Below are 24,943 nucleotides of genomic sequence, written 5' to 3'. Positions count from 1 at the left end.
GATCATCCTTTTTCGTTCAACAAAGGAATTCACTCAATGAAAACATTATTTGTTAGTCCAATTGGTCAAATCAAAAATCTTTACCCAATTTCTTTTGCACTAGTGAAAGCATTACAAGCCAAAGGCATGAAGGTTGGTTATATCAAACCAATCAGTCATGCTAATAAAGACACTGCAATGTTATATAAATATGTTTTTGATGATGTCGCGCCAATTTCTTTGGATATGGCGGAAGTTGAAAGTTTAATTCTAAAAGATGATTACGACACAATTCTAGAGAAATCTATCGAATTGGTTATGAAAGCACAAAAAGATAACGATGTGGTTGTGATCGAAGGCATCGAGTTGAATGCGCGTAATCCATTTACTGAAAAATTGAATCTAGATTTAGCGGCGACTTTCCAATCAGGTTTAATTTTTGCAGGTAATGCGGGTGCAAATACATTCTGCCAAATCGGTGAATATTTGAATTTCTACATCAAGCGTTTTTCAGGCTTGAAAAATTGGTTAGCAGGTTATATTGCTAACAAAATGGCAGATGCTTCTTTGTCTGACGAAGAGAATGCATGCCAAGTATTAACAGATGAGCAAATTGATTGCTTAGGTTTGATTGCTGACAATAAAAGTTTGCGTGATGTGAATGATATTGTGAACTTCATTCAAGGTAGCTTGAAAGTGGATGATATCGTTGCAAAATTGAATGCTGTGGAAGAAAAACCAATCACAACGCCAGCATTCTTTAAATATCGTTTGATTGAAAAGGCGCGCCAAGCGAATCAACGCATTGTATTGCCAGAAGGTGATGAACCAAGAACGGTGAAAGCTGCAATCATTTGTCATGATCGTCAGATTGCACAATGTGTTTTATTGGGCGAGCGTGTAAAAATTGAAGCAGTTGCTACTGCACAAGGTTTAACGTTGCCAGAATCTATTGAAGTGATTGATCCAAAAGATGTGGCAGAGCAATATGTGCCAACATTGGTGGAGTTACGCAAGCACAAAGGTATGACAGAAGAAGTTGCCAAAGAACAAGTGAAAGATACTGTAATTTTGGGCACTTTGATGTTAGCAAAAGATGATGTTGCAGGCTTAGTTTCAGGTGCAGTTCATACAACGGCTGATACCATTCGCCCAGCACTACAATTATTGGGCACAGCAAAAGGTTCAAACATTGTGTCTAGTATCTTCTTTATGTTGATGCCAGAAGGTGCAAATGTTTATGGCGATTGTGCTGTGAACCCAAACCCAACACCTGAGCAATTGGCAAATATTGCATTGCAATCAGCACAATCAGCAAAAGCATTTGATGTTGAGCCACGTGTTGCGATGATCTCTTATTCAACAGGTTCATCAGGTGCTGGTGAAGATGTGGAAGCAGTAAAACAGGCAACAGCATTGGCGAAAGCGGCTGATCCTAGTTTAATGATTGATGGACCAATTCAGTTTGATGCAGCTTATGTGCCATCAGTGGGTAAGCAAAAATTGCCTGATAGCCCAGTTGCGGGTCAAGCGACTGTATTTATCTTCCCAGACTTAAATACAGGGAACACAACATATAAAGCAGTGCAGAGAAGTGCGAACTTAATCAGCATTGGGCCAGTGCTTCAAGGTTTGGCAAAGCCTGTGAATGATCTATCTCGTGGTGCATTAGTTGAAGATATCGTTTACACTATTGCGATTACCGCAGTGCAGGCGGCGCAACAGAAGTAACAGGAGTTTTCTTTGCCAATTATCCGTAAAAGTAAAGTCGTACCTTATTCGGCTAAGCAAATGTTTGATTTAGTTAATGATGTGGAGAAGTATCCAGAATATTTACCTTGGTGTAAAACAGCTAGGATACTTCGCCAAACTGAAAATGAAATGGACGCTTCGATCGGCGTTTTGATGGGGCCAGTGAATAAAACTTTCACAACACGAAACCAAATGGTGGATGGTGAAGTGATTCACATGTCTTTAGTGAATGGGCCTTTCAAAAAATTACGTGGCGAATGGAAGTTCGTGAATGTTTCAGAAACTGAATCCACGATAGAATTTGAACTCGATTTTACTTTATCGATTGGCTTGTTATCCAATATGCTCAATCCAATTTTTGAGAATATGTATGGTTCCATGATCAAAGCTTTCTCTGATCGAGCGAAGGTTGTTTATGGCGAATAATATGATCAAAATTGAATATGTTTTGGCATTGCCCAATGAACAATTGCAAGAATATCAAATGATCGAAGAAGGCAGTGCATTGAAAGATGCATTGTCTTCTTTTGCATTAGATAAAAAAGCCAAAGCAATGATTGAATCGCCTATTTATGGTATTTTCAATCAATCAGTAGAGTTGGATTATGTTTTACAAGATGGCGATCGCATAGAAGTTTATCGACCATTACAGATAGATCCGAAAACTGCCCGAACAATTCGAGCAGAACGGAAAAGAAAGCTACTTAACTCAAAGAAGTAAAATTCAATTGACGCCATCCTTCATAGATTGCGATGGCAACGCTGTTAGATAAGTTTAAGCTACGGCCATTTTCTGTCATTGGCAGGCGGCACAATGTTTCATGTGGCAAGCTATTCAAGAAATCCATTGGCAAGCCACGTGTTTCTGGACCAAAAATTAATGCGTCATTATCTGTGAATTTCACATCAAAGAACGAGCGTGTACCTTTGGTTGTCATGGCAAATGCATTATTAGGTTTGATGTAATCTAAGCATTCAGCCAAGCTATCCCAAGTTTTGAGATCAGCCCATTCGTGATAATCCAATCCCGCTCTTTTTAAAGCTTTATCTTCTAATTTAAAACCTAATGGCTTAATTAAATGTAATTTTGCGCCTGTATTTGCGCAAAGTCTGATGATGTTGCCTGTATTCGGTGGAATTTCAGGCTCAAATAATATTACTGATAATCGACTCATGATTTACGTTTAGCGCAACCTTTAAATGTTTGCTTGTTAATTTTGACAACGGCTGAATGGGAGAAATCTTTACCTGCTACAGAGCAGTCTTTTTCTGTCAATTCAATGTTTGCTAATTGATTGGTGGATTTTAAGTGGGTTTTGTTGCCTTTCGTAGTTTCTTCCCAACTCATCATACGACCTTCATAGCGACCAGGAAACGATCCATGAAAGCGTTGATCATTGATGCTGACGTGCCATTCAGGTGCACGACCTTCCATTTCCCAGCTTAGCTTTGAATCTTTAACATCATCTGTAGGTGTAATGATGTGCTCAACTGTGCTAGAGCATCCAGCGACAACGATCATTAGAGAAGCTAATCCTAAATATTTCAACATAACTATATTCCTCAATAAAATAATATAACCATTATTTTTATATTTTATTAATTCATTAAATGCAAATATCTCGCCATTAAGGCGAGATATTTATATAAGATTTAGAATTACTGACCAGAAGTTTTCTTTTGGCGTTCAACTGCTGCTGCAATGAAGCTTACAAATAATGGATGACCATCGCGTGGTGTTGATTTGAATTCAGGATGCGCTTGGCATGCAATGAACCAAGGATGTTCTGGAATTTCAACAATTTCAGCCAATTCTTTATCTTTTGACCAAGCTGCAAATTTCAAGCCTGCTTGTTTCAATACATTCAAATAATCATTATTGAATTCGTAACGATGTCTATGACGCTCGATCACTTCTTCTTTTTGATAAATTGAGTATGCTTTAGAATCTTTCTCTAAAATACATGTTTGTGCACCTAAGCGCATTGTACCGCCAACATCTGATTTAGCTGTTCTGCGTTCAGTTTCGCCTGCTGCATTTGTGAATTCAGTGATTAAGCCGATCACAGGATGTGGCGTATCTGAGCGAATTTCTGAGCTGTTTGCATCTGTTAAGCCAGCAACGTTACGTGCATATTCGATTACAGCAACTTGCATACCTAAACAAATACCAAAGTAAGGAATTTTATGTTCACGTGCATAACGAACTGCATTGATTTTACCTTCAATACCGCGCTCACCAAAGCCACCAGGTACTAAAACTGCATCAATGTTGTAGAAGTATGGTGCTAATTCTTCTTCAGTTTTTGCATTATCCAAAGTTTCTGAATCTAAATAGTGAATTTTAACTTTCACTGAATTTTTGATACCAGCGTGGAACAATGCTTCATTCACTGATTTATAAGCATCTGTTAAGTCGATGTATTTACCAACCATCAATACATTAACTTGTGATTGTGGTGTTAAGATTTTCTCAACAACTGTATCCCACTCTGTTAAATCTGCTTCAGGTGCAGACAATTTTAAGTAATCTAATGCGATACGATCTAAGCCTTCTTCATGCAAAATGCGTGGTAAAGCATAGATTGTTTTAGCATCCAAACATTGGATCACTGCTTCTTTTTGCACGTTAGTGAATAGTGCAATTTTGCTCTTTTCATCATCAGGAATAGCAACTTCAGAGCGGCAGATTAAGATGTCTGGTTGAATGCCAATTGAACGCAATTCTTTCACAGAATGTTGTGTTGGTTTTGTTTTTAATTCGCCAGAAGCTTGTAAGTAAGGTAACAAAGTCAAATGCATGAACAATGATTGATCACGGCCTAATTCTGAGCTTAATTGACGAATCGCTTCCAAGAATGGCAATGATTCAATATCGCCCACTGTGCCACCGATTTCAATTAATGCAACATCAGCATCGCCTGCTGCTTGACGAATACAAGTTTTGATTTCGTTAGTAATGTGTGGAATAACTTGAACTGTACCGCCTAAGTAATCACCACGGCGTTCGCGTTGGATAACGTTCAAGTAAACACGACCTGCACTTACGCTATTTTTACGCGTTGCAGTCATGCGAATGAAACGTTCATAGTGACCAAGGTCTAAGTCAGTTTCGGCACCATCTTCTGTCACATAAACTTCACCATGCTGAAACGGGCTCATAGTACCAGGATCCACGTTAATGTATGGATCAAGTTTCATCATAGTTACTTTAAGTTTACGAGATTCTAAAATAGCGCCAAGTGAAGCTGCGGCAATGCCTTTACCCAGTGATGAAACAACACCACCAGTCACAAAGATAAAACGTGTCATGAATAATTCCTGATTGGGATAAAATGTATATATATCAGGGATTGCATTGTACTATATCGTCATCAATTTGGCGATAGAAGATTTCGAGAATTTCCTAAAAGAAAATAAATTAGACAGATTCTGATAAACATTTATGATGAATCTCAATAACAATCAGACTAAATTCAGCCACTTTTTGCTCTAAATCATGTATAAGATCGCAAAACAGCAGTAAATAGCGCATTTATTATAAAATTACAGACATTAATAATTAATATAAAAGAAACAGGTGCGGGATATGAATCGATTCGTTTTGACTGATCCATTAAGTTGTATTGGTTGCCTAGCATGTGAAACCGCTTGTGTCTTATCTCACAATGATGAGATATGGCCAGAAAATAAAGATAACTTTTTACCAAGAGTGACATTGTTAGACAATGGCAATGTTCGAACATCTGTGATGTGCCATCAATGTGATGATGCGCCTTGCGTGGCTGTTTGCCCAACGGATGCATTAATTTTTAGAGATGATTACGTTAAATTAATCGAAGAGAAATGTATTGGCTGTAAAAACTGTGTGATTGCATGCCCCTTTGGTGTGATCTCTGTCGTCAATGCACAAACTCAAGACGGTTTATTGAATTATGAAGCCGTCGCACATAAATGTGACTTATGTGAAGATAGAAGTGAAGGTCCTGCATGTGTGAATGCTTGCCCAACAAATGCGATTCAATATTATGATGAAAGTTTAATTCAGCATAATCAGCAACAAAAACAATTACGCACAATGTTGGGGAATTATGGATATCAAGCGCCACAACGATCTTCCATCCTAGATAATTTAGGTAAAATTCCAAGAAAAGATGCGGATAAAATCGCCATTGAAGCTCGTAAAACATGCTTTGATGAAATTTATATTGGCTTTAACCAATGCGATATCAAAAAACAAGGCGAGCGCTGTATTACTTGTGGCGATCATGCTTATTGTGAATGGACTTGCCCAGTTCACAATCAAATTCCCCATTGGATTCAATTAGCAAAAGAAGGCAAGATTTTAGAAGCTGTTGAATTATGTCATCAATACAGTTCATTGCCCGAAGTTTGTGGTCGTGTTTGCCCGCAAGATCGCTTATGTGAAGGCGTTTGTACTTTGGATCGTAGAGATTTAGGCGCAGTGACAATTGGTAACATTGAAAAATATATTACAGATACAGCTTTTGAAATGGGTTGGAAGCCTGATTTATCTAATGTTGTTGCCACAGGTAAGCGTGTAGCGATCATTGGTGCAGGGCCTGCTGGATTAGGCTGTGCGGATGTTTTAACTAAGAATGGCATTAAAGCTGTTGTGTTTGATCGTCATCCTGAAATTGGCGGGATGCTCACATTTGGTATTCCATCTTTTAAACTGGATAAAGAGATTCTTATCCATCGCCGTGAATTATTTACAGAAATGGGTATCGAATTTCACTTAAACACAGAAGTGGGCAAAGATATCTCCTTTGATGATCTCATGCGTGATTATGATGCAGTATTTGTTGGTGTTGGCGCTTATCAATATACACGAGCAGGTTTAGAGAATGAAAATGCGGATGATGTTTATGATGCATTGCCATTCTTAACTGCTAATACCAAACATGTGATGGATTTAGCACAGCTAGAAAAAGAGCCTTATGTGAATACAGCAGGCAAAAAGGTGGTTGTTTTGGGTGGCGGCGATACTGCAATGGATTGTGTGCGTACATCCATTCGCCAAGGTGCTGAAGTTGTGACTTGTGCTTATCGTCGTGATGAAGCAAACATGCCTGGTTCTAAAAAAGAAGTGAAAAATGCGAAAGAAGAAGGCGTTGAATTTTTATTCAATGTTCAGCCATTACGCATTGTATTGAATGAAGATGGTAAAGTTGCTGGCATTGAAATGGTTAAAACTGAATTGGGTGCGCCAGATGCTTCAGGCAGAAGAAAGCCACAGAAAATAGCAGGCTCTGAATTCATTTTAGATGCAGATATTATTTTGCAAGCCTTTGGTTTTAGCTCTCATGCAATGCCTTGGTTATCGCCTTATCATGTGAAATTAGATAAATGGGGCGGGATTGATGCGCCAAGAGGCGAAGAGAAATTCTGCCAAACGAGCAATGTAAAAATCTTTGCAGGTGGCGATGTTGTCCGCGGAGCTGATTTGGTTGTGACTGCAATGTCAGATGGCAGAAGAGCCGCTGAAGGCATCATTAAATATTTACAAGTTCAACCAATTTTCCCGCCACAATTTGTGACAAGAGAGTTGCGCCATGAATAAATTCATTACAGTGAATGCGGAGCGTTGCATCGGTTGCAGAACATGTGAAATTGCCTGTGCAGTTGCGCACTCTGAAATTAAATTACAAACATTGTTACCCAAAGAAACATTTTCACCGCGCTTAAAAGTGATTCGTGGTGCAAAAATCACTCTGCCAGTTTTATGTCGCCAATGTGAAAATGCACCATGTGCAGAAGTTTGTCCAACATTAGCAATCTCAAGGCAGGATGATGCTGTGATTGTGGACCAATCATTGTGTATTGGCTGTAAAAACTGTGCGATTGCTTGTCCATTTGGTGCAATGACTGTTTTGACACAGGAAGATAGCCAAGCATTAAAATGTGATTTATGCCATGAAGTTGCAACAGGGCCAGCCTGCGTAAGAGTTTGCCCAACGCATGCGTTGAGCATCATGGATGCAAAATCTATGGATGAAATTATCCAAGAAAAACGAGAAACTTCTGCCGCTAAAAGTTTAGTGAGCTTAACGCAATAGAATTGAGGGAGAATATTGTGGAAAAAGTTTTAACAGTGTGTCCTTATTGTGCATCAGGTTGTAAGCTCTACTTGATGGTGGAAGATGGTAAAGTTGTCGGTGCTGAAGGTGCAGATGGCTATACAAATCAAGGCGAATTGTGCTTAAAAGGCTATTATGGTTGGGATTTTATCAATGATACGAAAATCTTAACACCACGTTTAACAACACCAATGATGCGTAAAAATCGTAACGAGCCATTACAGCCCGTTTCGTGGGAAGAGGCGATTAGCTTTGCTTCTGAAAATCTCTCTAAAATTAAAGATCAATATGGCTCAGATAGCATTTACTTGACAGGTTCATCTCGCGGGCCAGGCAATGAAGTGAATTATCTGATGCAAAAATTTACACGTGCAGTTGTAGGGACAAACAACATAGATTGTTGTGCTCGGGTGTGACATGCACCATCTGTTGCAGGTCTGCAACAAACTGTAGGAAACGGCGCAATGAGCAACTCAATCAATGAAATTGAGGATGCAGATTGCATTTTGGTCTTTGGTTATAACGCTGCGGATTCTCATCCGATCATCGCGCGTCGTGTCATCAAAGCAAAAGAGAAAGGTGCGAAGATCATTGTGTGCGATCCTCGTTATATTGAAACTGCTCGCATTGCAGATTTGTGGTTGCCACTTAAAAATGGTACGAATGTCGCACTGTTGAATGCTTTTGTTCATGTGATCATTGAGGAAAAACTCTATAAAGCCAATTATGTGAACCAGTTCACAGAAGGCTTTGAAGCTATGAGGCAAACGGTTCAGCAATATGCGCCAGAATATTCTGAAACCATTACAGGAATTCCTGCACAAAAAATACGTGAAGCCGCACGAATGTATGCTAAATCATCGGGCGCTTTGATCATGTGGGGAATGGGCGTAACACAATGGAATCAAGGCGTGGATGCTGTTAAAACCTTAGCAAGTTTGGCATTGTTAACAGGTAACTTAGGTCGCCCTAATGTGGGGATTTCACCTGTGCGCGGGCAAAATAACGTGCAGGGCGCTTGTGATATGGGTGCTTTACCGAATCAATTCCCAGGTTATCAATCTGTGACGGATGCAAAAGTGCGTGAGAAATTTGCCAAAGCTTGGAATGTAGAATCTTTGCCTGATAAAGTGGGTGAATTCTTAAGTGAAGTGCCGCACTTAGTGGTGCATGAAGATAAGATCAAAGCATTTTATGTGATGGGCGAAGATCCAATGCAAACGGAAGCTGATTTATCTATGGTTCAGCAATCCTTTGAGCAATTAGAATTTGTGATTGTGCAAGATATCTTTATGACCAAAACAGCTTTAATGGCGGATGTTGTATTTCCTGCAACATCTTGGGGGGAACATGAAGGCGTTTATACTTCTGCTGATCGTGGCTTCCAACACTTCAATAAAGCTGTAGAGCCTAAAGGCGATGTAAAAACAGATTGGCAGATCATCAGTTTGATGTCCACAGCGATGGGCTATCCCATGAGTTATACCAATACAAAAGAAATTTGGGATGAAATGCGAATGCTGTGTCCATCTTTTTCTGGTGTCACTTATGAAAAATTAGAAGGTTTAGGGCATGTTCAATGGCCTTGCCCTGATGAAAATCATCAAGGTACGGAATGGCTATATAAAGATAATCTATTCTCGACACCATCGAAAAAAGGTCAGTTATATGCCACAGAATGGCGCCCGCCATTAGAGAAAACTGATCAAGAATATCCTTTCATATTATCTACTGTTCGTGAGGTTGGACACTATTCTTGCCGATCTATGACAGGCAATTGTAGCGCATTACAAACTTTGGCAGACGAACCTGGATTTATGCAGATTCATCCTGAAGATGCAATGCGAATGGGTATCAAAGATCAAGATTTAGTATGGATTGCATCATGCCGTGGGCAAGTAATGACGCGCGCTAATTTCAATGAACGAGTGAATAAAGGTGCGGTTTATATGACATATCAATGGTGGATTGGCGCATGTAATAAACTCACACTAGATGTGGGTGATCCTATTACTAAAACTCCTGAATATAAACATTGTGCAGTTAAACTTGAAGTGATTGATGATCAAACTTGGGCAGAGAATTATGTGCAAGAAACTTATGTGCAAATTAAGGAATCGTTGAATAATGTGGTGAGTTTTTGAAGTAAATAGGTATTGATCGAATATGAATGCTATAAAAAAAATATTATTAATTGAAGAGTTAGAAACAGCAAATAATCTTATTCAGCTAGGGTTAGGTGAAATACAGAATTTAAATTATCTCAATGATTTTCATTTTTTACCTTTTCAGTTGTTATCTCAAGGGGTTGAGAGATTTTTCAAAAGTTATATATGTTTAGCATATTTCAATATTCATAGTGAATTTCCACCAGCAAAATATTTAAGTCATGATGGGCATAATTTGAGCAGGCTATTATATAAGGAAATTATACCTAAGTATTTCACTGGAATTCTACCTCTACAATACGAGTATGACTATGATTTTTTAGAAAATTCCGCAGAGCTTAATGGTTTCCTTAACATTATCTCGGAATTTGGAAAATTTGGACGATATTATAACTTTGATGTAATTTGTGGTAGTGACAAGCCGGGTGATAAGAATCCTGCTAATTTATGGGAGAACTTCCAAAGAGATCTGCAAGTGAAGAATGATAACCATTTAGAATGGCATAGTGAAATAGCTCGCCATGTTGTCATTATTATTGAAAAGCTTATAGCTGCACTATCACGACAGATTATTTTTAATAATTTAGGAAGCGAGGCTAAAAGCTTAGGGTATTTGGTAGCTAGTGAGTTTGGTCTTATATATTCTGATGAGTTTTCAACATCTCAATCAAGAAAATTCGGAGAAAAAGATTATCGAAAATACACTACTCGCCATAAAGCTACTAAGATCAGGAGGCACAAGCGTACTAGTGAGGATGAGCGTGAGAGAATTCATAATCCAGAATACAGATCAGTAAAAAATAATGAGACAGGATTATGATAAAGAATGGCCTTTTTATGTTGATGAAGTAATTGTTGAGTGCCGTAAAAAACATTGGTGCATAATTACTATTGATGGATATGATTATGCTTTAAATGGTACGGCTAGTTCCTATTATAAGCTTGATTTTCCGCATGAGTCTGGGGTGGCCATAGTTGGGGGGCTATGAGTGATTTTTTGCAAATAGCTCTTTCTTTATAAATTAATTATCTGGAATAGAATTACGCTATAATCCCTCCATTTGGTTGGATAATAAACATGGAAAAAGTCTCCATCGTTGGCTTGGGCTGGCTAGGTTTGCCGTTGGCAGAGAAATTGCAAAAGGATGGTTATGATGTTCAAGGCTCAAAAGCATCAACAGAAGGCGTAGAGCAAGCGCAAGCATTGGGTTTGAATTGCCAATTGTTGAATACAACTTTGGATCTATCACTTAGAAATCCAAATATCAAAGCATTATTCAGCTGTGATACTTTGGTAATTACATTGCCACCAAACGGTCATCATGGCGTGAAAAAGTATGCATCTATTGTGGCTGCTTTAGCAAAAACAGCTGAATATTGCGGAGCAAAACGTATTGTATTCACAAGCTCAATTTCTGTGTATGGCAAGCAAGCGAATATTGTGACAGAGCAATCTTATTGTGAGCCAATCACAGATTCAGGTGATGCTGTTTTAGCAGCAGAAGAAGCATTGTTGGCAGCAGTTAAAATTCCTGTGGCAATTGTGCGCTTAGGTGGATTATTTGGTGATGATCGCTTGCCACAAAATTGGTTGCAGAAGAAAACACATTTTGATCACCCAAATCACAGCATTAACATGGTTCATCGAGTGGATGCAGTGAATGCGATTGCGGCGATTATTGCGGGCAATTGGGATGAAAAACAGATTTATAATGTTGTCGTTGCAATGCATCCAACGCGTTATGAATATTATAATAAAGTAGCGGTGGATCATCGTTTGCCATTACCAATCTTTGATGAAGCTGAATTGGCTCGCCCAACGCGTGCATCTTATGTGGATGGCAGTAAAATCACACGTGATTTTCCATTTCAATATCAAGGTTCAATTTATGAGGTTTAATTAAATTGGATGTTGTATAAAATAATCCTCGCTTCAGCGAGGATTATTGATTTGGGTGCGTATAAAAGCTCTTATTGCAATGCTTGGAGAATATCCGCTTTGATATCTTCCAATTCTTCTAAGCCAACCGACATGCGAATTAATGTATCTTCAATGCCAATCACTTTGCGCATTTCTGCGGTAAATGTGCCATAAATTGTTGAAGCAGGATGAATGATCAAGCTATTGTTATCAAATAGGTTTGTCGCACGTTTGATGAGTTGTAATTTATCCATAAAAGCAAAGCATGTTGCTTGATCTTTTAAGTCAAATGTTAGCATTGCACCTGGGTGATCTTTAAACATTTCATCTGATAATTTTTTATAAGGTGAGCTATCTAATTGTGTGTAAGAAACTTTCATAATTTGCGGTAAAGTTTCTAAGAATTTTGCCAGCTCATAAGCATTTTTGCTCATTTTTTCATAGCGCAATGTTAATGTTTCTAAGCCCAATGATTGGAAAAATGCTGTATCAGGATCCATGTTTGCACCAAAATTACGGGCGATTTCTCGTTTAATTTTGAACATGAAAACAGAGAATGGTGCTTGTGGTGTAACCTTTTTCAAGCGAGGATGCTTTGACCAATCAAATGAGCCATAATCCACAATAGCGCCACCCAAACTGGTTGCACCGCCTGAAATGTATTTAGTCGTGGAAACCACTTCAATATCTACGCCAAATTTTTTCGCATCAAATCCGCACCAAGGAATGACCGTTGTATCCACAACCATTGGCACATTATGCTTTTTCAAAATTGGAGAAATATTGGCTAGATCTGCAATTTCTAGATGAGGATTGGTGAGCACTTCACAAAAAAACGCGCAAGTATTTTCATCAATGGCATTTTCAATCGCAGATAAATCATCTGTATCCACAAAGCGAACTTCTACGCCAAATTCAGCCAATGTGAATTGGAAAAAAGCAAAAGTATTGCCAAATAAATGGGGAGAAGTGACAATATTACTGCCTGCATAAGCCAATGCCATAAATGCATTGGAAATTGCGCCCATACCAGNTTCGCATCAAATCCGCACCAAGGAATGACCGTTGTATCCACAACCATTGGCACATTATGCTTTTTCAAAATTGGAGAAATATTGGCTAGATCTGCAATTTCTAGATGAGGATTGGTGAGCACTTCACAAAAAAACGCGCAAGTATTTTCATCAATGGCATTTTCAATCGCAGATAAATCATCTGTATCCACAAAGCGAACTTCTACGCCAAATTCAGCCAATGTGAATTGGAAAAAAGCAAAAGTATTGCCAAATAAATGGGGAGAAGTGACAATATTACTGCCTGCATAAGCCAATGCCATAAATGCATTGGAAATTGCGCCCATACCAGAGCTGAATAACATGACATTGTCGCCACCAGAAATGGCTTTGATCTTTTTCTCTAAACTCTCAACGGTAGGATTACTGATGCGCGAATAAGTATGTGAAGGAATCATCTCTTTATTTTGGAAAGCATCTGCAATCGCTTGTGAGCTTGGAAATTCATAAGCCGCTGTACGATAAATTGGTGTATTAATCGCACCATGTGCATCTTTGATGCTTTTATCTGCTGATAAGAGTTGACTGTTAAAACCTTTACACTGTGAATCCGCCATTTTAAATCCCGCCTAATATTTTTGTAAGATTAATGAATATAGCAACATCTAGCGGGAAATTTAAGTACTAATTGAAAATCATTTGTAGGGTATTGATGAGGGATTCATTTGCTTCTTTTTTTTGTGTTGCAATCCGAAAATGATAGGGTGTTAATCCTTCAAAGTTTGCACAATCACGGATTAAAATACCATGTTCTTCGCCTAAGATTTTTTTCAATTCATGGGCTGTCATGATTTCATTTTGAATTTGCACTAAAAAGAAATGAGTTTGTGTCGGTAATGCAGATAGCATCGGGATTTGATTCAGCGCATTGCGCAAAGTTTCAGTATCATTCAATAAATTGATTAAAGGCACCGCAAATTTATCTTTGTATTTCGTGAGGAATTTACCTGCTTCAATGGCTAATTGATTCACAGACCAAGGCATTGCGTAATGGCTGATTTTTTGAATCAAAGATGCAGATGCTGATAAATAGCCCAAGCGCAAACCAGGAATGGCAAAGCATTTCGTCAATGAATGCAATGTGATGACATTGGGTAAATGTTGATAAGGAAAAGATTTTTTTCTAGCGCTTTGAACGAAAGCCAAATAGGATTCATCCACCACAAAAGTTGTGTGTGGATATTGCTTAAATAGCGCAATGAGTGTTTCATCATCCCAATAAATGCCCGTTGGATTATTGGGATTACATAGCCAAAAAAGTTCGCTATCGCCATTAAAATCTCTAATGTCAGAGATATATTGAATGGATAGATTGTGAATGCATGAAGCATCTGCATATTCACTAAAAGTGGGCGCTAGAATAGTTGTTCGTTGATTTTGAAAGGCTTGTGCAATAAGGTAAATCGCTTCAATGGCACCATTAGTGATCCAAAGTTGCTGTTCAGAAATTTGATCAACTTCTGATAATAGTTTTTTCAGTGAAGCAGCATCAGGCTCAGGATAGCGCGTGATTAAATGGAGTTGATCCGCCAAATATTGTTGTAAAGCAGGGATCGCTGGTGATTGATAAACGTTACTACTGAAATTAATCTCAATATGATTAAAATTGAAATAATCATCACCATGGCCATTAATCATTGAAAACCTTTAAAATACGAATTTAAATACTAAAAAAATGAGTGTGAATGATACTAAAGCAATGGCACAAGCACCATAAATTAAACGGTTGGTTTGCTTGATATGATTGATATTAATTGGATGAATATCATCACCAATGGTTGGCTTATCTACGTAAATGCCATGATAATAATTGCCGCCACCCAATTGAATGTTTAAAGCACCTGAAACAGTGGCTTCAGACCAAGCACTATTAGGGCTTTTATGTTGGTAGCAGTCACGTCGGCCAATTTTCCACGCATTTTTATAATCTAATTTTAATAATATAGCGCTCGCTGTGATGAACAATAAACTTAAACGAGCAGGAATATAGTTAGCAATGTCATCCAATTTAGCTGAGCACCAGCCGATTGCTTTATAATGGCTGTTTTGATAGCCAACCATAGAATCTAATGTGTTAATGGCTTTATAGGCTGCCATCAATGGTACACCGCCAATGAATAAGAAAAATAATGGTGCAATCACGCCATCTACACTATTTTCTGCAACTGTTTCTACTGTCGCTTTAGTGATCTGTTGTTCATTCAATTGTTGTGTATCTCTACCTACAATCATGGCAAGTTTATGGCGAGTTTGTGCGATGGGATCATTTTTTAATGAATAATAAATACCATTAGCAGCATCCACTAAAGATTGTAGTGCTAAGAATGAGTAAATGAGAAAGATGGAAATAAATGTCGCAAGTAAACTGCTATATTGATTGGCGATTGCAATGAGAAAGTGAATTGCGAGATAAGTGCCTAAAACAATCAATATCGTAAGGAAAATGCCTGCAATTTTCAAAGCACGATCATTCAAGCAATGTTTGCGTAGCTTCTTTTCTATGAATGTAATTGCATTACCAATGATGCGAACAGGGTGATAACGGTAGTTAGGATCTCCCCAGAAAATATCAGTAATAGCTGCTAGCCATATTGTAATTAAACTCATCATTTCACCATCAGAAAATGTATTCGTTGTTATATCCTCTAACAATAGCATTATTGTGGCTTTTCGAGAAGAGCATGAAAAAATAATAAAAAAACATTGCTTTTTTATTTATTAATAATACAATGTTTAATTATAAATTAATCGTTGTTCATTTAAAGAGGCAAAACATGAAAACTATCTCTAAAAATTTATTCATCGTGATCGTAGCTTTATTTATTTTTGGATTGGTAACAGGACAGTTGAATAGAGTGGATGATTGGTTGGCTGTAAAGCATCAGAATAAAGAAGTTGTTGTATTCAATACGCCTATTTCAACTTTTAATCTCGGGAAGTAATGGGCGTATGTGGATGAAAATGAGCTTCACCAGAGCAATTTTGAATATTATTAATAAAATTACCATACTTATTTTTTTTTTCATAAGAAGAAAATGCCAATAGAGAAACCAGAACTATCAATAAAGATAGCATGATTTTCTCTGGTATGGTTAGGTAGAACAGTTTTTTCATTTCATAATTTTACATAAATAAACAATGTTAATTGTATATATAAATATGCGAAAAATACAGTTATAATTTTAAATCAGCATTGAGATTTATCAAGCTCTAGAAATTCTTTCTCTAAATGATCTAAAAAGCTACGAATTGCAGGGATAACACCACGACGAGAAGGGTAAACTGCGTGCACAACCTCATCTTGGAAATGCCAATCTGGCAGAATGCGTATTAATTTTCCTGCTTTAACATCTTCATGAACAACCATTAGTGGCAATTTAACGATGCCAATCCCATTTAATGCAGCTTTTCTTAGTAGCGATAAATCTGTTGTCATGAATTTAGGGCTGAATGGGATCACAGTTGTATTATTGTAATGATCCACAAATTCCCAGTGATTGCGATCACGATGTTGGCTATGCGCCATGGATGGATAAATATGCAAATCTTTTGGCGTATGAGCTTCGCCAATTTGTTCAATTAAATCGGAGCTGGCCACTAAAACTTGTTCACGAATGCTTAAGCGCTTCATGACATATTCACTATCTTCAAAGGGCGGTTTAATTACGCGAAGTGCAATATCAACACCTTCATGCACGAGATCAATGCGGCGATTAGTTGCATCAACAATCATATCCACTTCAGGATTTTCTTTTACAAAGCTCGCAATCATATCTTCTACGGACATATGCAGCAACGTAATTGGGCAGGTAATGCGAATTAATCCACGCGGTTTTGTTTGTGCTTCCATGATAGAAGCTTGTGCAACTTCCGCTTTATCAAGCATCGCTTGGCAATGAGTGTAATAAGTTTGTCCAATATCTGTGACAGAGAAATGGCGAGTAGTACGGTGAATTAAACGTACACCCAACTCTTCTTCTAAAACTGCTAAATGGCGGCTAAGTTTAGATTTAGGAATGCGCAAGTGCTTGCTTGCTTCGCTAATGCCGCCATATTCGACAATTTTGGCAAAGTAATAAAGTTGGTTAAGATCCACCATGCGCATATAAACTCCTTAATATTGTACTTTCATGGAAAGTTCATGGAATTGGCTAGAAAGTTTCTCAAGCAATTCATCCGTGAGCTGTAAACTCCAATCCTGTCCTAAGTTTAGCAAAATGTTGGCATAATCTGTATTGTATTTTAGATAAACAGGCTTGCCATTATCTTGTTTGTGCTCATTCATCAATTGGATTAATTTTTGCACTTTTTCAATTTCAAAAGGTGCGATATTTGTTAAGGCAAGAGATTTAGCAGAGGTATCACGAACTGCTTCAAGATGTTGTAATTCTAATGGGCGAATGCGCATGCCGCCATTAAAATCATCCCATGTTAATGTGCCTTTTACAATTAATATCGATTTGGTTGTTAATGGTTGGCTTAACTGTTCCAAATGTTCATCATATAAGCGCAATTCCATTCTGCCAGAGCGATCATCCAATGTCACAAAAGTCATCTTGAGACCTTTCTGATTGAATTTACTTCTGATACCAATGACTAAACCTGCAATTGTAGATTCAGGCTCTTTAGCACGAGCAATTCGATAAGCAGGTTCAGGCATAGATAAAATCTCACCAATCGGATGTGTTGTGATGGATTTTAGTTCCTGACGATAACGATTAATCGGATGAGTTGTGAGATAAAAACCTAAAGTATCACTTTCATTTTCTAATAAAATACGCTCAGACCAAGCATCTGTTTCTGTTAAATGTGTATTAGCTGGCATGACATCTTGTGCTGAATCACCACCAAATAATCCAAATAGATCTTCTTGTCCTGAGTTCAAATTACGTAGATGTTGTTCTGCTGAGTGAATGGCTTCAGGTAATGTTGCCAATAAATTTGCGCGGAATTGACATTTTTCAGGAATTTTTAATACTTTTGGTGATAAATCATCCAATGCACCTGCTTTGATTAAAATTTCAATAACACGGCGATTCATTTTGGATAAATCAACACGGCGACAAAAATCGAATAGATCAACATAGCGACCATTAGTTTGCATCTCTTCAATGGCTTGTAAAGCAGCTGCTTCACCGATACCTTTGATTGCACCCAAGCCATATATCACTTCACCTTGATTGTTTACAGTGAATTTATAATGAGATAAATTCACGCTTGGCGGTAAAACTGTGAGCTTCATGTCTTCACATTCTTCGATGAATGTCACAACTTTTTCAGTATTATCCATATCGGATGATAATACTGCTGCCATAAACTCAGCAGGATAATGGGCTTTCAAATAGGCTGTCTGATAAGAAACTAGAGCATAAGCGGCGGAGTGAGATTTGTTGAAACCATAGCCTGCAAACTTTTCCATCAAGTCAAAGAGCGCACCAGCTTTTTCTTTATCAAAGCCAAGTTCTTCAGCACCTTGCATGAATAAGCCACGCTGTTTTTCCATCTCTTCAGGGAGTTTTTTACCCATTGCACGACGCAATAAGTCAGCACCGCCCAATGTATAGTTACCAATAACCTGTGAAATCTGCATAACTTGTTCTTGGTAAACAATGACACCATAAGTTGGAGCTAATACAGTTTCTAATTCTTCAAAAGGATATTCAATTTCAGCACGGCCATGTTTACGGTTGATAAAGTCTTCAACCATGCCTGATTCCAAAGGACCAGGGCGGAATAATGCCACAAGTGCGATGATATCTTCAAAAGTATCAGGCTGTAATCGGCGGATCAAATCTTTCATGCCACGGGATTCAAGCTGGAATACAGCAGTTGTTTTACAAGATTTTAAGAGATCAAAGGCAGGTTTATCATCCAACGGAATATCTAGAATATTAATATTTAGATTGCGCGTTTTTTTGATATTTTGAATGGCCCAGTTAATGATTGTGAGCGTTCTTAATCCCAAGAAGTCGAACTTCACTAAGCCCGCAGATTCAACATCACTCTTATCATATTGTGCAACTAAAGCTTCGCTGCCTTCTTCACAATATAAGGGTGAGAAATCTGTGATAGTTGTAGGAGAAATTACAACGCCACCAGCATGTCGACCTACTGATTTAGTTAGACCTTCTAATTGCTTCGCGTAGTTGATGAGCTCTTTAACTTCTTCATCATTCTCATAAAGATCATGTAATTCAGGCTCTTGCATTAATGCTTTTTCAAGCGTAATGCCAAGATCAAAAGGAATCAATTTAGCAATGCGATCCACAAAGCCATAAGGATGACCCAATGCACGACCAACGTCACGAATTACAGCTTTAGCAGCCATTGTACCGTGCGTTGCAATCTGAGATACAGCATCACGACCATATTTCTCTGCAACATATTCAATCACACGATCTCGGCCTTCCATGCAGAAGTCAACGTCAAAGTCGGGCATGGAAACACGTTCTGGGTTCAAGAATCGTTCAAATAGTAAGTCATAAGGCAGTGGATCTAAGTCTGTAATTTTCAATGCCCAAGCCACCAATGAACCTGCACCTGAACCTCGGCCAGGGCCAACAGGGATATCATTGTCTTTTGACCATTGAATAAAGTCCGCAACGATTAAGAAATAGCCAGGGAATCCCATGTTAATGATAACGTTGAGTTCAATTTCTAATCGCTCTAAGTATTTTTTTTGTTCAGGATGATCTGTTCCAATGCGATCTTTCAAGCCTTCATGAGATAAATGACGGAAATATTCATCCATTGTCATTCCATTAGGAATAGGGAAGTTTGGCAAGCATGGTTTATATAAAGATAAAGGTACAGTACAACGCTTTGCAATCTCAACTGTATTCTCAATAGCTTCAGGAATATCAGCAAATAGCTCAATCATCTCTTCAGGTGATTTGAGATATTGCTCTTCACTGTATAAACGTGGGCGTTTAGAATCAGAGATGACATTACCTGCTTGAATACAGGAACGGATTTCATGAGCATCAAAATCGCTTTTATCTAAGAACCGTACATTATTGACCGCAACTAAAGGTAAGTTGTGTGCTAACGCAAATTGCTTAGCCACTGTGATGAATGTTTCATCATTCTCTTGTTGTGTTCTTGAAAGTCCTAAATATAAACGATCTTTAAATGCTTCAAATGATTTGAGCGATTCAGCCCAATCTTCTTCTTTGCGCGTTAATAATGTTGTGCCAATTGGGCTTTCTTTACCAGCAATGATGATCAAACCATTGTGATATTGAGTCAACCAATCATAAGTAATATGTGGGACGCCACGTTCTTGCCCATGACGATAACCTTCACTTAATAAGTTGGATAAACTTAAATAACCATCATAGTTCTGAGCTAATAAAGTAATTCTACCAATGGTTTCGTTGCCATCTTTCACATAACATTCCGCACCAATAATGGGCTTAATGCCATTCTTTAATGCGGTTTCATAAAATTTAATGACGCCAAATGCGTTCCCAATATCTGTAATTGCAACAGATTCAACACCTTGATCTTTTAATTTACCAAATAAGGGTTTAATTCGGATTAAACCATCGGCAATGGAAAACTCAGTGTGAAGATTTAAATGGACAAAACGCATGTGAATCCTTCGTCATGTGATGGTGAAAATTAACCATTGTATCACGGAGAAAGGATTCGCTGTTTAACAAAAAGGATTCACTTATGCAGCCGCCATTAATGGTCCCATACGATTGCGCATTGCATGTTGTAAGGCTGCGAATAGTGTTGCATGGTGAATGCGTTGTTTTTTGAAGCGGAAGGTTTGCATAGCTTCTTTGGCGTGATAATGACTTTCGCACATCAACTCGGCAATAGAGCTTGCTTTGAATTGTTCGCTTAATGAAATCGCGCTGTTCACAATGCTATCTTTTTCTTGTTGTGAAAGAGAATTGAATAACTGTTGAAAACGTTCTTGCTTAATCATATGTGTCACCTTAAGTTCTCGTTGTTAATGAATATAACTTAATTATAACTTTAGTTATAAAAGTGTCAAATTATTTTGCATAAAAAGTTATGAATATTGTTATAGGAATTCTTTTATTTGTACTTGTTTATTTAAAATCAATATATTAGTTTTATCGGGTTTGTTTTTATTGATTACTTAAAGTTATATTTGTGTTTCATTTGGCAACTGAAAAAGTAATTTTTAGTTATAAAAAATGCCCCAAAATATTTCTATCATGGGGTATTTATTGAAAATAATGTATTAAATATTAATTACATAACAGTTGAATACCAAAAAACACGGCCAATGACTTCAACTTGTTCTAAGGAAACATCAAAAGCTGGGTATTCTTCGCGGTTATAAGATTCCACCGTAATCACGCTGCCTGTTTTTTGCTTAAGGCGTTTCATTTGTAATAAGCCATCATTATTAATTGCATAAACATCACCATCAATAATTTTTTTGCGTGATAAATCAATGCCAACCGTTGAACCATTTTTGAAAACAGGTTCCATGCTATCGCCTTTGACTGTTACGCAAATGGCATCTTTGGGTGTGACATTTGCTTCTCTTAATGTATCTAAAGTAAAGCGGATCGTTCTGCCTTCATAATCATCGAATTCACTGGCGCCATAACCTGCTGATAGCTGCACATCTTTATAAAATGGTACTAAAACTTCATCTTCATCTATGGTTTCTTCACCAAATAATAACCAATTTTCTGCCACACTAAAGTATTCAGCAATCTGTGGTAAAAAGCGGCTTCTCTTAGTTCTGCCTTGGCAGATTTTAGAGATTGCGGCTTGTGAAATGCCCACATCGGCTGCGAGAATTTCCTGAGAGATTTTTCTCTCTTCGATCAAATGATTGATTCGATCAGCTGTATCTTTCATATAAACTCTCCTTAATTTACGAGAGTCAATATAACTTATAGTTATAAAAATAACAAGGAAAAGTCTAGCTTTATGAAGAATTCTCTCTTGAAATTACTAAACCAGTGCCCATATTCATAACTATCAAATTTGTAGATCAATTAATGGTAAACACTGGAGAAGTTATGAGCCAAAAAGAAACAATGCAATTTCAAACAGAAGTTAATCAGTTATTAAAGTTAATGATTCACTCTTTGTATTCGAATCATGAAATATTTTTGCGTGAATTAATCTCAAACGCATCGGATGCTTTGGATAAGCGCCGTTTTGAAGGTTTGACAGATGCTAAATTGATTGAGAATCAAGGTAATCCTGAAATCTTCATCACAATGGATGCTACACAAAAAACATTAACCATTAGAGATAATGGTATCGGTATGAATCGTGATGAAGTGATTGAAAATATTGGTACAATCGCCAAATCAGGCACGAAAGCATTTTTAGAAAAATTAGAAGAAAATCAAAAAGATGTATCTAACTTGATTGGCCAGTTTGGTGTGGGTTTCTATTCTGCATTCATTGTTGCAGACAAAGTAACATTAACAACGCGTAAAGCTGGTGAGCCAGAAGATAGTGCTGTAATTTGGGAATCAGCAGGCGAAGGTGAATTCTCTTTAGAAAACACATCGAAAGCAGTTGCAGGCACAGAAATTACTTTGCACATGCGTGATGAGCATGTTGATTTATTGAATGAATGGTCAATTCGTTCGATCATTACTAAATATTCTGATCATATTGCTTATCCTGTGATGATGGAAATTGAACGCACGAAAACTGTGCCAGCAGAACAAGAAGGCGAAGAGCCAACAACAGTTTCAGAAATTGAAATTGAACAAATTAACTCTGCAACATCTATTTGGCAGCGTGATAAAAAAGATGTGACAGAAGACGAATACAAAGCATTCTACAAACACATTAGCCATGATTATGCGGATCCTTTATTGTGGTCGCATAATAAAGTAGAAGGCAAAGTTAACTATACTTCTTTATTGTTTGTGCCAGAGCATGCGCAGCAAAATATGTGGGAACAAAACCAAGATTATGGTTTGCAGTTATTTGTGCGCCGTGTGTTCATCATGAATGCGACAGATAAATTGATTCCACGTTATTTGCGTTTTGTGAAAGGTGTTGTAGATACAGTTGATTTGCCGTTGAACGTTTCTCGTGAAATTTTGCAATCATCTTCTACATTAGATTCTATTAAGCAAGGTGTTACTCGCCGCGTGTTAACCATGTTGAATAACTTGGCGACAGGTGATGAAAAAGAAAAGTATGCAACATTCTATAAAGAATTTGGCCGCGTGATCAAAGAAGGTATCGGTGAAGATGCATCGAACAAAGAAAATATCGCTAAGCTCTTACGTTTTGCTTCTACAGAGAATGATGCAGAAGAAGTTTCATTTGCAGATTACATCGGCAGAATGAAAGAAGGACAAGAGAATATATATTTCATCACAACAGATAACTTGAACACGGCGAAAAACAGCCCGCATTTAGAGATTTATCGCTCTAAAGGTTATGAGGTAATCTTGATGACAGATGTGATCGATGATTGGATGATGGGCTTCTTATCCGAATTTGAAGGTAAGAAATTCGTAAATATCGCAAAAGGCGATGTGAATTTGGATGATAAATCTGAAGATGAGAAAAAAGAAGAGCCTGAATTAAGCAATGAAGACAAAGCAATCATCGATAAACTCACTAATGTATTGGGTGAAAAAGTTGAAAATGTAAAAGTTTCTAAGCGTTTAACAAACTCAGCATCTGTATTGGTTCGCAATGAATATGCTTTAAGTAGTCACTTTGAGAAAATGTTGAAAGAAGCAGGGCATGATGTGCCAAGTATGAAGCCTTGGTTGGAAATTAATACGAAGCATCCATTGGTTGAACGTATTGCACGTGAGACTGATAATGCCGTTGCGGATGATTTAGCTATGCTAATTTATGAAGAAGCGTTATTATTGGAAGGTTCGCAGTTGGAAAACCCATCTGAATTCGTGAATCGCTTAAATAGATTGATGAAATAGTATGCATTATGACGTAAAGACTACTTTTTAAGCAAAACTAGGCTTTACAACTGAGATTTTTTCTCTATAATACATCTCACTTCTTACGGAGAAGTGGCCGAGAGGCTGAAGGCGCGCCCCTGCTAAGGGCGTATACGTTAATAGCGTATCGAGGGTTCGAATCCCTCCTTCTCCGCCAATTAGAATGCTGAAAGCCCGATTATATCGGGCTTTTCGCTAATGTATCGTACCTTGCAGTATTAAATACCCCGCCAATTTTTTATTTAGATAATTATTATAGCTTCAATAAAATTCAGTTGTTATGGTTATTAATAATAGTCATAGTTACTTATATCTATTCTATATATTGTTCTTTGTACTTTTTAACAAAAAATATGGATCATCCTATATGGTTTGCTATGTCTTATGTAATAGTGCAGGGCGTATTCTTGTTTTTTGCATTTTTAAGTAATGATAATTTTCTTGCAAAATTTATATTAATTGGGGTAATGATAGGAGCTGCTATATTCATAGGTCTAGTATTATATTTCTCTAAAAAAACACAGAAGCCTATAACTAAACGTAAAAACAGATGGAATTAGCAATTATCTTACTTGGAGCAATATTTGTATTAGTTTTTACCTTAACACTAATTTCTTTTAATCTTTATATGATTAGTGCTTCTGTAGGTGAGTGGTCTGGTCGAAGGTTTGGGCAAGAGGTGAAAGAGAAAATTGTTAGCGGTAACTATAAGCAATATATTGATAAGTCGGTGAAGCTTTATGAAGAGGTTTATCTCATATACTTTGAAAAGTGCATAGAAAAAGATTGCTTTGGATTTATAGTAAATGAGGATGGCAGAATTATCCTGAAAGAATTTGATAGATCTGAAATAGATCATTCATACAGCAGAAAAAAATAATTTATTTTTTAAACAAGTTCCGAAAGGGGCTTTTAGTATGTCATGGTATAAATATATTTATATAAATAATAAGTCATAATAATTTATGGTAGAATTCTTCGCTTTTTTAAAAAATGATTACCCAATTAT

Annotated in this window: 23 protein-coding genes and 1 tRNA gene; 13 read left to right on the top strand and 11 right to left on the bottom strand. The window is 37.4% G+C overall.

Features of this window, described 5'->3' with window-relative positions:
- Nucleotides 1-36: 36 nt before the first annotated feature.
- The 3 genes from pta to BZK16_RS02990 are packed head-to-tail and all read left to right on the top strand — an operon-like array spanning nucleotide 37 to nucleotide 2,452.
- Nucleotides 37-1,710, top strand: coding sequence for a phosphate acetyltransferase (gene pta / locus BZK16_RS03000; protein WP_077927426.1), 1,674 nt, complete (start codon nucleotides 37-39; stop codon nucleotides 1,708-1,710).
- Between the two features lie 12 nt (nucleotides 1,711-1,722).
- A complete protein-coding gene (locus BZK16_RS02995) occupies nucleotides 1,723-2,157 on the top strand; it encodes a type II toxin-antitoxin system RatA family toxin (RefSeq protein ID WP_077927425.1) in 435 nt (144 codons plus the stop codon).
- Between the two features lies 1 nt (nucleotide 2,158).
- A complete protein-coding gene (locus BZK16_RS02990) occupies nucleotides 2,159-2,452 on the top strand; it encodes an RnfH family protein (protein WP_233145172.1) in 294 nt (97 codons plus the stop codon).
- Here the strand turns inward: BZK16_RS02990 and trmL are convergent.
- From trmL to BZK16_RS02975, 3 genes are all read right to left on the bottom strand, one after another.
- The gene (gene trmL / locus BZK16_RS02985; protein WP_077927423.1) at nucleotides 2,436-2,906 is read right to left on the bottom strand and encodes a tRNA (uridine(34)/cytosine(34)/5-carboxymethylaminomethyluridine(34)-2'-O)-methyltransferase TrmL; all 471 of its coding nucleotides are present in this window, start codon (nucleotides 2,904-2,906) and stop codon (nucleotides 2,436-2,438) included. The genes BZK16_RS02990 and trmL overlap by 17 nt on opposite strands.
- The gene (locus BZK16_RS02980) at nucleotides 2,903-3,283 is read right to left on the bottom strand and encodes a hypothetical protein (protein ID WP_077927422.1); all 381 of its coding nucleotides are present in this window, start codon (nucleotides 3,281-3,283) and stop codon (nucleotides 2,903-2,905) included. The genes trmL and BZK16_RS02980 overlap by 4 nt, the downstream gene beginning before the upstream one ends.
- 107 nt (nucleotides 3,284-3,390) lie before the next feature.
- Complete coding sequence (locus tag BZK16_RS02975) at nucleotides 3,391-5,043, bottom strand: CTP synthase (protein ID WP_077927421.1); 1,653 nt, start codon at nucleotides 5,041-5,043, stop codon at nucleotides 3,391-3,393.
- Nucleotides 5,044-5,320: 277 nt separating this feature from the next.
- Here BZK16_RS02975 and aegA point away from each other — a divergent pair, with 277 nt between their 5' ends.
- The 6 genes from aegA to BZK16_RS02945 all read left to right on the top strand — a co-directional run bounded on the left by aegA (nucleotide 5,321) and on the right by BZK16_RS02945 (nucleotide 11,900).
- Entirely contained in the window at nucleotides 5,321-7,315 is a 1,995-nt protein-coding gene (gene aegA / locus BZK16_RS02970; RefSeq protein ID WP_077927420.1) for a formate-dependent uric acid utilization protein AegA, read from the top strand.
- Nucleotides 7,308-7,811 carry a 4Fe-4S dicluster domain-containing protein gene (locus BZK16_RS02965; protein WP_077927419.1) on the top strand — a complete coding sequence of 168 codons (504 nt, stop codon included), beginning with the start codon at nucleotides 7,308-7,310 and terminating at the stop codon, nucleotides 7,809-7,811. Before aegA ends, BZK16_RS02965 begins: the two co-directional genes overlap by 8 nt.
- 17 nt (nucleotides 7,812-7,828) lie before the next feature.
- On the top strand, nucleotides 7,829-9,976 hold the full coding sequence (fdhF, locus tag BZK16_RS02960; protein ID WP_077927418.1) for a formate dehydrogenase subunit alpha: 2,148 nt from the start codon (nucleotides 7,829-7,831) through the stop codon (nucleotides 9,974-9,976).
- A gap of 22 nt (nucleotides 9,977-9,998) precedes the next feature.
- A complete protein-coding gene (locus BZK16_RS02955) occupies nucleotides 9,999-10,820 on the top strand; it encodes a hypothetical protein (RefSeq protein ID WP_077927417.1) in 822 nt (273 codons plus the stop codon).
- Nucleotides 10,804-10,989, top strand: coding sequence for a DUF2511 domain-containing protein (locus BZK16_RS14840; RefSeq protein ID WP_077927416.1), 186 nt, complete (start codon nucleotides 10,804-10,806; stop codon nucleotides 10,987-10,989). The genes BZK16_RS02955 and BZK16_RS14840 overlap by 17 nt, the downstream gene beginning before the upstream one ends.
- 89 nt (nucleotides 10,990-11,078) lie before the next feature.
- Nucleotides 11,079-11,900 carry an NAD-dependent epimerase/dehydratase family protein gene (locus tag BZK16_RS02945; RefSeq protein ID WP_077927415.1) on the top strand — a complete coding sequence of 274 codons (822 nt, stop codon included), beginning with the start codon at nucleotides 11,079-11,081 and terminating at the stop codon, nucleotides 11,898-11,900.
- Between the two features lie 71 nt (nucleotides 11,901-11,971).
- On the opposite strand, the gene BZK16_RS02940 is transcribed toward BZK16_RS02945, so the two are convergent.
- The 4 genes from BZK16_RS02940 to cbiB all read right to left on the bottom strand — a co-directional run bounded on the left by BZK16_RS02940 (nucleotide 11,972) and on the right by cbiB (nucleotide 15,601).
- A complete protein-coding gene (locus BZK16_RS02940; RefSeq protein WP_233145190.1) occupies nucleotides 11,972-12,940 on the bottom strand; it encodes a PLP-dependent transferase in 969 nt (322 codons plus the stop codon).
- On the bottom strand, nucleotides 12,826-13,551 hold the full coding sequence (locus BZK16_RS02935) for an aminotransferase class I/II-fold pyridoxal phosphate-dependent enzyme (RefSeq protein WP_233145171.1): 726 nt from the start codon (nucleotides 13,549-13,551) through the stop codon (nucleotides 12,826-12,828). The genes BZK16_RS02940 and BZK16_RS02935 overlap by 115 nt, the downstream gene beginning before the upstream one ends.
- Nucleotides 13,552-13,618: 67 nt before the next feature.
- Entirely contained in the window at nucleotides 13,619-14,632 is a 1,014-nt protein-coding gene (locus tag BZK16_RS02930; RefSeq protein ID WP_077927413.1) for an aminotransferase class I/II-fold pyridoxal phosphate-dependent enzyme, read from the bottom strand.
- Nucleotides 14,633-14,641: 9 nt separating this feature from the next.
- Nucleotides 14,642-15,601 carry an adenosylcobinamide-phosphate synthase CbiB gene (cbiB, locus tag BZK16_RS02925; RefSeq protein WP_077927677.1) on the bottom strand — a complete coding sequence of 320 codons (960 nt, stop codon included), beginning with the start codon at nucleotides 15,599-15,601 and terminating at the stop codon, nucleotides 14,642-14,644.
- Between the two features lie 167 nt (nucleotides 15,602-15,768).
- Here cbiB and BZK16_RS14225 point away from each other — a divergent pair, with 167 nt between their 5' ends.
- Entirely contained in the window at nucleotides 15,769-15,936 is a 168-nt protein-coding gene (locus BZK16_RS14225) for a hypothetical protein (protein ID WP_158076795.1), read from the top strand.
- 245 nt (nucleotides 15,937-16,181) lie between these two features.
- Here BZK16_RS14225 and BZK16_RS02920 read toward each other — a convergent pair whose 3' ends face one another.
- From BZK16_RS02920 to BZK16_RS02905, 4 genes are all read right to left on the bottom strand, one after another.
- Nucleotides 16,182-17,099: a LysR substrate-binding domain-containing protein gene (locus tag BZK16_RS02920; protein ID WP_233145170.1), complete on the bottom strand. Its 918-nt coding sequence runs from the start codon at nucleotides 17,097-17,099 to the stop codon at nucleotides 16,182-16,184.
- A gap of 9 nt (nucleotides 17,100-17,108) precedes the next feature.
- Nucleotides 17,109-20,588: a DNA polymerase III subunit alpha gene (gene dnaE, locus BZK16_RS02915; protein WP_077927412.1), complete on the bottom strand. Its 3,480-nt coding sequence runs from the start codon at nucleotides 20,586-20,588 to the stop codon at nucleotides 17,109-17,111.
- A gap of 81 nt (nucleotides 20,589-20,669) precedes the next feature.
- Complete coding sequence (locus tag BZK16_RS02910; RefSeq protein WP_077927411.1) at nucleotides 20,670-20,933, bottom strand: hypothetical protein; 264 nt, start codon at nucleotides 20,931-20,933, stop codon at nucleotides 20,670-20,672.
- Between the two features lie 293 nt (nucleotides 20,934-21,226).
- Nucleotides 21,227-21,847, bottom strand: a complete 621-nt coding sequence (locus tag BZK16_RS02905) for an XRE family transcriptional regulator (RefSeq protein WP_077927410.1) — start codon at nucleotides 21,845-21,847, stop codon at nucleotides 21,227-21,229.
- A gap of 164 nt (nucleotides 21,848-22,011) precedes the next feature.
- Here BZK16_RS02905 and htpG point away from each other — a divergent pair, with 164 nt between their 5' ends.
- From htpG to BZK16_RS02885, 3 genes are all read left to right on the top strand, one after another.
- Nucleotides 22,012-23,913, top strand: a complete 1,902-nt coding sequence (htpG, locus tag BZK16_RS02900; protein ID WP_077927409.1) for a molecular chaperone HtpG — start codon at nucleotides 22,012-22,014, stop codon at nucleotides 23,911-23,913.
- An 87-nt stretch (nucleotides 23,914-24,000) separates the two neighbouring features.
- Nucleotides 24,001-24,091, top strand: a tRNA-Ser gene (locus BZK16_RS02895).
- Nucleotides 24,092-24,484: 393 nt separating this feature from the next.
- Nucleotides 24,485-24,814: a hypothetical protein gene (locus BZK16_RS02885; protein WP_077927407.1), complete on the top strand. Its 330-nt coding sequence runs from the start codon at nucleotides 24,485-24,487 to the stop codon at nucleotides 24,812-24,814.
- Nucleotides 24,815-24,943 lie beyond the last annotated feature (129 nt).

Origin of the sequence: Wohlfahrtiimonas populi (genome assembly GCF_002006795.1) — a bacterium.
In the GTDB taxonomy this organism is placed as follows: domain Bacteria; phylum Pseudomonadota; class Gammaproteobacteria; order Cardiobacteriales; family Wohlfahrtiimonadaceae; genus Wohlfahrtiimonas; species Wohlfahrtiimonas populi.
Note: the sequence above shows the minus strand (reverse complement) of the source record. Positions and strands in the feature narration are given on the sequence as shown.

Coding starts and splice junctions, on each gene's coding strand:
- pta (WP_077927426.1), top strand. CDS start 37: ATGAAAACATTATTTGTTAGTCCAATTGGTCAAATCAAAAATCTTTAC.
- BZK16_RS02980 (WP_077927422.1), bottom strand. CDS start 3,283: ATGTTGAAATATTTAGGATTAGCTTCTCTAATGATCGTTGTCGCTGGA.
- BZK16_RS02945 (WP_077927415.1), top strand. CDS start 11,079: ATGGAAAAAGTCTCCATCGTTGGCTTGGGCTGGCTAGGTTTGCCGTTG.
- cbiB (WP_077927677.1), bottom strand. CDS start 15,601: ATGAGTTTAATTACAATATGGCTAGCAGCTATTACTGATATTTTCTGG.
- dnaE (WP_077927412.1), bottom strand. CDS start 20,588: ATGCGTTTTGTCCATTTAAATCTTCACACTGAGTTTTCCATTGCCGAT.
- htpG (WP_077927409.1), top strand. CDS start 22,012: ATGAGCCAAAAAGAAACAATGCAATTTCAAACAGAAGTTAATCAGTTA.
- trmL (WP_077927423.1), bottom strand. CDS start 2,906: ATGAGTCGATTATCAGTAATATTATTTGAGCCTGAAATTCCACCGAAT.
- BZK16_RS14225 (WP_158076795.1), top strand. CDS start 15,769: ATGAAAACTATCTCTAAAAATTTATTCATCGTGATCGTAGCTTTATTT.
- BZK16_RS02965 (WP_077927419.1), top strand. CDS start 7,308: ATGAATAAATTCATTACAGTGAATGCGGAGCGTTGCATCGGTTGCAGA.
- BZK16_RS02885 (WP_077927407.1), top strand. CDS start 24,485: ATGGAATTAGCAATTATCTTACTTGGAGCAATATTTGTATTAGTTTTT.
- BZK16_RS14840 (WP_077927416.1), top strand. CDS start 10,804: ATGAGACAGGATTATGATAAAGAATGGCCTTTTTATGTTGATGAAGTA.
- BZK16_RS02905 (WP_077927410.1), bottom strand. CDS start 21,847: ATGAAAGATACAGCTGATCGAATCAATCATTTGATCGAAGAGAGAAAA.
- BZK16_RS02955 (WP_077927417.1), top strand. CDS start 9,999: ATGAATGCTATAAAAAAAATATTATTAATTGAAGAGTTAGAAACAGCA.
- BZK16_RS02910 (WP_077927411.1), bottom strand. CDS start 20,933: ATGATTAAGCAAGAACGTTTTCAACAGTTATTCAATTCTCTTTCACAA.
- BZK16_RS02975 (WP_077927421.1), bottom strand. CDS start 5,043: ATGACACGTTTTATCTTTGTGACTGGTGGTGTTGTTTCATCACTGGGT.
- BZK16_RS02990 (WP_233145172.1), top strand. CDS start 2,159: ATGATCAAAATTGAATATGTTTTGGCATTGCCCAATGAACAATTGCAA.
- BZK16_RS02930 (WP_077927413.1), bottom strand. CDS start 14,632: ATGATTAATGGCCATGGTGATGATTATTTCAATTTTAATCATATTGAG.
- aegA (WP_077927420.1), top strand. CDS start 5,321: ATGAATCGATTCGTTTTGACTGATCCATTAAGTTGTATTGGTTGCCTA.
- BZK16_RS02920 (WP_233145170.1), bottom strand. CDS start 17,099: ATGCGCATGGTGGATCTTAACCAACTTTATTACTTTGCCAAAATTGTC.